Here is a 4,080-nt window from a genome sequence, read left to right on the forward strand (position 1 = left end):
GCGGCTGACTTCATCCGCGCATGGGTGCCGGCAAGATCCGCGATGCCCTTCCGCCGCTGCTCGAGGCCGTCCGCGATTCCGGTGCGACACCGCTGTGGGTCACCGACCCCATGCACGGCAACGGCATCACGACCCCGACCGGCTACAAGACGCGTCGCTTCGACGATGTCGTCGACGAGGTGCGCGGCTTCTTCGAGGCACACCGTGCGGTCGGAACGTTCCCGGGCGGCATCCACGTCGAGCTCACGGGTGACGACGTCACCGAGTGCCTCGGCGGGTCGGAGCACATCGACGAGGCCACCCTCGCGACGCGCTACGAGAGCCTGTGCGACCCGCGCCTGAACCACATGCAGAGCCTCGAGCTCGCCTTCCTCGTCGCCGAGGAGCTCGAGAAGCGCTGATCCGCGCCCGCGCGGCGTGCGCGTCCGGCTCAGCCGGTGGAGCGGACCGTGATCTTGGTTCCGGGGAGCTGCATGGTGCCGGCGGCGGGGCTCGTGCTCGACACGGTGAAGATTCCCCACACGATCTCGGGGAGGGCGGTGCCCGGTTCGAATCCCGCCTGCTTCAGCTGGTCCATGGCCTGCGCGACCGTCTTGCCGGTGACGTCGGGGACGGCGATCGGCTGCGGTCCCTTCGAGACGACCAGGGTGACGGTGTCGCCCGGTCGGAACGGCGCGCCGCCGTCCTTGTCCGCGATCCGGATCACACGGCCCTCGGCGACCTCGTCGTCGTAGGCCTGCGTCGTCGTCGCGCCCAGCCCCACGGCCTTCAGCGCCGACGTGGCGGCATCGACCGTTTGGCCCGAGACGTCGGGCACCGGCCCTGCAGAGGTCTCGAAAGCGACGCTCGAGCCCTCCAGCGCCGTGCAGCCCTTCGAGCAGTCCGCCGCGGCGCCGCCGCCGGGCGGGGTGATCGATGCGCTCACCACGGTGCCTGCGGCGGAATCGGTGAAGATCTGAGTCGGATCTCCCGACGGGGTGATGTAGAAGGTGCCGAGCGCGGCGGTGGCCGCATCCACGCTCTGTCCCGCCAGGGCGGGGATGTCGTGGGATGCCGGGCCCAGCGAGACCACGACGGTCACGGCGCTGTTCTTGTCGACGCGGGAGCCGGCGCCGGGGTCGGTGCGGATGACGAGATCGACGGGCACGTCGCGGCTGTGATCCTGCGCCGGCGTTGCGGTCAGCCCCTCGGCCGCGAGGGTGGCCGTCGCGGCGTCCAGAGTGCTCCCCGCCACGTCGGGAACGCCGACCTGCGAACCGGGTCCGGATCCGAACCACCAACCCGTGCCGCCCGCGAGCACGGCGAGCAGCAGCACGAGCACGACCAGCCATCCGCCGCGTCGCGCTCGGCGGCGGCTGCGCAGTCGCAGTCGCGTGGAGTTGTCCACTGTCTCGGTGACCGTCGGGGCCGTGAAGGTCCCCGGCATCACCTTGGTGAGCTCGCCCGAGTCGACTCCGTCATCGACCGCGACCACGCCGGCGGTCGGCGTTCGGACCACGTGAGGGTACACGCCGAGTTCCTTCTCGATCTCGCGCAGGCGGTCGAGCATCGCGCGCGCGTCGACCGGACGTTCGTCGGGATTGCGCTCGGTCGCCCACATGACGAGTTCGTCGAACTGCTCCGGGACGCCGGGGTTGCGCGCGCTCGGGCGCGGGACGGAGTCGGTCGCGTGCTGATAGGCGATCTGCATCGGCTGCTCGCCCTTGTAGGGGCTGCTCGCCGACGAGCATCTCGTAGAGCATGATGCCCAGGGCGTAGATGTCACTGCGGGCGTCGGCGGTTCCGCGGGTGACGAGCTCGGGCGCGAGGTACGCGATCGTTCCCAGGAGCATCTGTCCGGTGGCCGTGTTCGCACTGGTCGCGCGCGCGAGGCCGAAGTCGCCGATCTTGATCCGCCCGTCCTCGGCGAGCAGGACGTTCTCGGGCTTCACGTCGCGGTGGACGATGCCCGCGCGGTGCGCGGCCGCGAGGCCGGACAGGACGGCATCCATGATCGTGATCGTCTGAGGGATGCTGAGGCGCTTCTGCTCTCGCAACAGCTCGCGCATGGTGATGCCGGGGAGGTACTCCATCACCAGGTACGCCATCTCGCCGTCCTGGCCCTGGTCGAAGACGTTGACCACGTGGGGGTCGGCAAGGCGCGCCGCCGCGCGCGCCTCCTGGATGAAGCGGCTCTGGAAGACCGAGTCATCGGAGAGATGGCTGTGCATCACCTTCAGGGCGACGCGGCGCTCGAGGCGCAGATCGGTCGCGACGTAGACGGTTGCCATCCCGCCACGCGCAATGCGAGCGCGGACGCGATACCGCCCGTCGACCAGACGGCCGATCAGCGGGTCGGTCTGCTGGCTCGTGCTCACCCTGTGATTCTAGGGAGCCGGAGCGCTCGGGCCCGGGAGCGGCTCACCCCTCACGGCATGTGCGCAGGCAATGCCACGGCGTCCTCGCTCTCAGTCGAGTGCCGCGAGCCACGCGTAGGCGGTCTGCTCCCACGGCCCATAGCGCTCCGGATACGCCGAGACCTGCACGGACTGGGCGGCGGCGCCGAAGTCCATCGACTCCCATCCGGGCACGTCCAACAGTCCGCGCGTGATGAGGCCGTCCGGGCCCGAGACGCCTTCGAAGAACGCGGTGGTCGAGCGCACGGGGTCGCGCACCTGATCGGGAGTGCCCCATCCGGTGCTCGGGCGTTGCTGGAACAGCCCGAGCGAGTCGCGGTCACCCCAGTCCAGATTGCGGATCCACGACTCGACCATCGCCGTGGCCAGAGCGATCGCGATGCCGCGATCGGGGACGCCCAGTTCGCGCCCGACCCGGATGATCGTCCGCGCATTCGCGGTCTGCTCCGCGTCGAGATCGGTGGCCGGCGCCGTTGCGGGCAGGGGTGTTTCCACCGCGGCGGGGGTGGCCTGGAGCACGGCGGCCGGCCCGGGGATCGCGAGGGTCTGGCCGGGGTAGATGATGGCATCCCGCCCCAGCCCGTTGGCCTGCAACAGGGCATCGAGGCTCACGCCGTGCGCGTCGGCGATGGCCCACAGGGTGTCACCCGCGTTCACTCCGTAGGTCGCGGTCGCGCCGGTCGACGTATCGGCCCTCGCGACCGGAGCCAAAGACTCCGCGGCCGGGGCGATCCCGTCGGGAAGAACCAGCACTTGCCCGGGATGGATCACCGTGGTGGCCTCGAGCCCGTTCGCCGCACGCAGTGCGGACAGCTCGATTCCGACCCGTCGGGAGATATCCCACAGCGTGTCGCCGCTCTCCACGGTGTAGGTAGCCGGTGCGGCCGCCTGCCGGGCGGTCGTGAGGGGCGTCGGCGCGCCGATGCGCGTCTGATCGCGGGCCGCCGGACGCGGATCGGCCGTCGCCGCCGAGGCCGGCGCGACGCTCAGGGTCAACGCCAATGTGCCGATCGTGCCGATCACACCGGTGGTGGCCGCGCGCGCCGCGCTCGGGCGGTGGTCGAGTCGTGACAACGGTCTTCTCCTTGTTCGCACCCGTTTCCTACCGACGACACCGTGTCATGGAAGTAAATTCATGTCAACGGGTGCTATAAGAAGTGACTTCTGTGACAGAAGTGACTTCCGCTTCGACAGGCTCGATCTCGTCAACGCTGCGGCCCCGAGATGCGATAGTGGAAGGGTGACCGACGACATCGTCCCCGCGTCCACCCGCTGGCTCACTCTTCCCGACCTCGTCGAGGTTCTCGATGAACCGCTCGGTCGCGTGCGCCGGCTGCTCGACGACAAGCACCTGATCGGCTCACGTCGCGGCGGCGCGTTCGCCGTGCCGGAGATCTTCATCGTCGACGGGCATCCGCTGTCGTCGCTGCGCGGCACGATCATCGTGCTTCAGGACGCCGGGTTCACCGACGACGAGGCCATCGATTGGCTGCTCAGCGAGGAGGACTCCATCGGCCAGGCGCCCATCTCTGCCCTCCGTCAGGGGCGCAAGAGCGAGGTCCGCCGCGTCGCGCAGACGCTGGCCTGACACCGAGCACGACCCGCCTCACGCCGTACGGCTGATGGATGCGTCGGCGAGTTCTCTCAGCTGGTCCAGCGCCGACGACGACAGTCGGCACTCTGC

At 69.9% G+C, this 4,080-nt stretch carries 2 protein-coding genes and 2 pseudogenes; 2 read left to right on the forward strand and 2 right to left on the reverse strand.

The genetic code is table 11. From position 1 onward, the window contains the following. Positions 1 to 17 precede the first annotated feature (17 nt). A pseudogene (locus I5I_RS03780) lies at positions 18 to 401 on the forward strand (3-deoxy-7-phosphoheptulonate synthase); the annotation flags it as partial. Positions 402 to 430: 29 nt separating this feature from the next. On the opposite strand, the pseudogene pknB reads toward I5I_RS03780, so the two are convergent. Then, positions 431 to 2,357 (reverse strand): annotated as a pseudogene (gene pknB, locus I5I_RS03785) (Stk1 family PASTA domain-containing Ser/Thr kinase). A gap of 90 nt (positions 2,358 to 2,447) precedes the next feature. Further along, positions 2,448 to 3,470: a muramidase family protein gene (locus I5I_RS03790; protein WP_036316611.1), complete on the reverse strand. Its 1,023-nt coding sequence runs from the start codon at positions 3,468 to 3,470 to the stop codon at positions 2,448 to 2,450. A gap of 166 nt (positions 3,471 to 3,636) precedes the next feature. Here I5I_RS03790 and I5I_RS03795 point away from each other — a divergent pair, with 166 nt between their 5' ends. Beyond that, positions 3,637 to 3,984 (forward strand): Rv2175c family DNA-binding protein, encoded by a 348-nt coding sequence (locus tag I5I_RS03795; RefSeq protein WP_005049107.1) that lies wholly within the window; start codon positions 3,637 to 3,639, stop codon positions 3,982 to 3,984. The last annotated feature ends 96 nt before the right edge of the window (positions 3,985 to 4,080 follow it).

Origin of the sequence: Microbacterium sp. B24, from assembly GCF_000333415.1 — a bacterium.
In the GTDB taxonomy this organism is placed as follows: Bacteria; Actinomycetota; Actinomycetes; order Actinomycetales; family Microbacteriaceae; genus Microbacterium.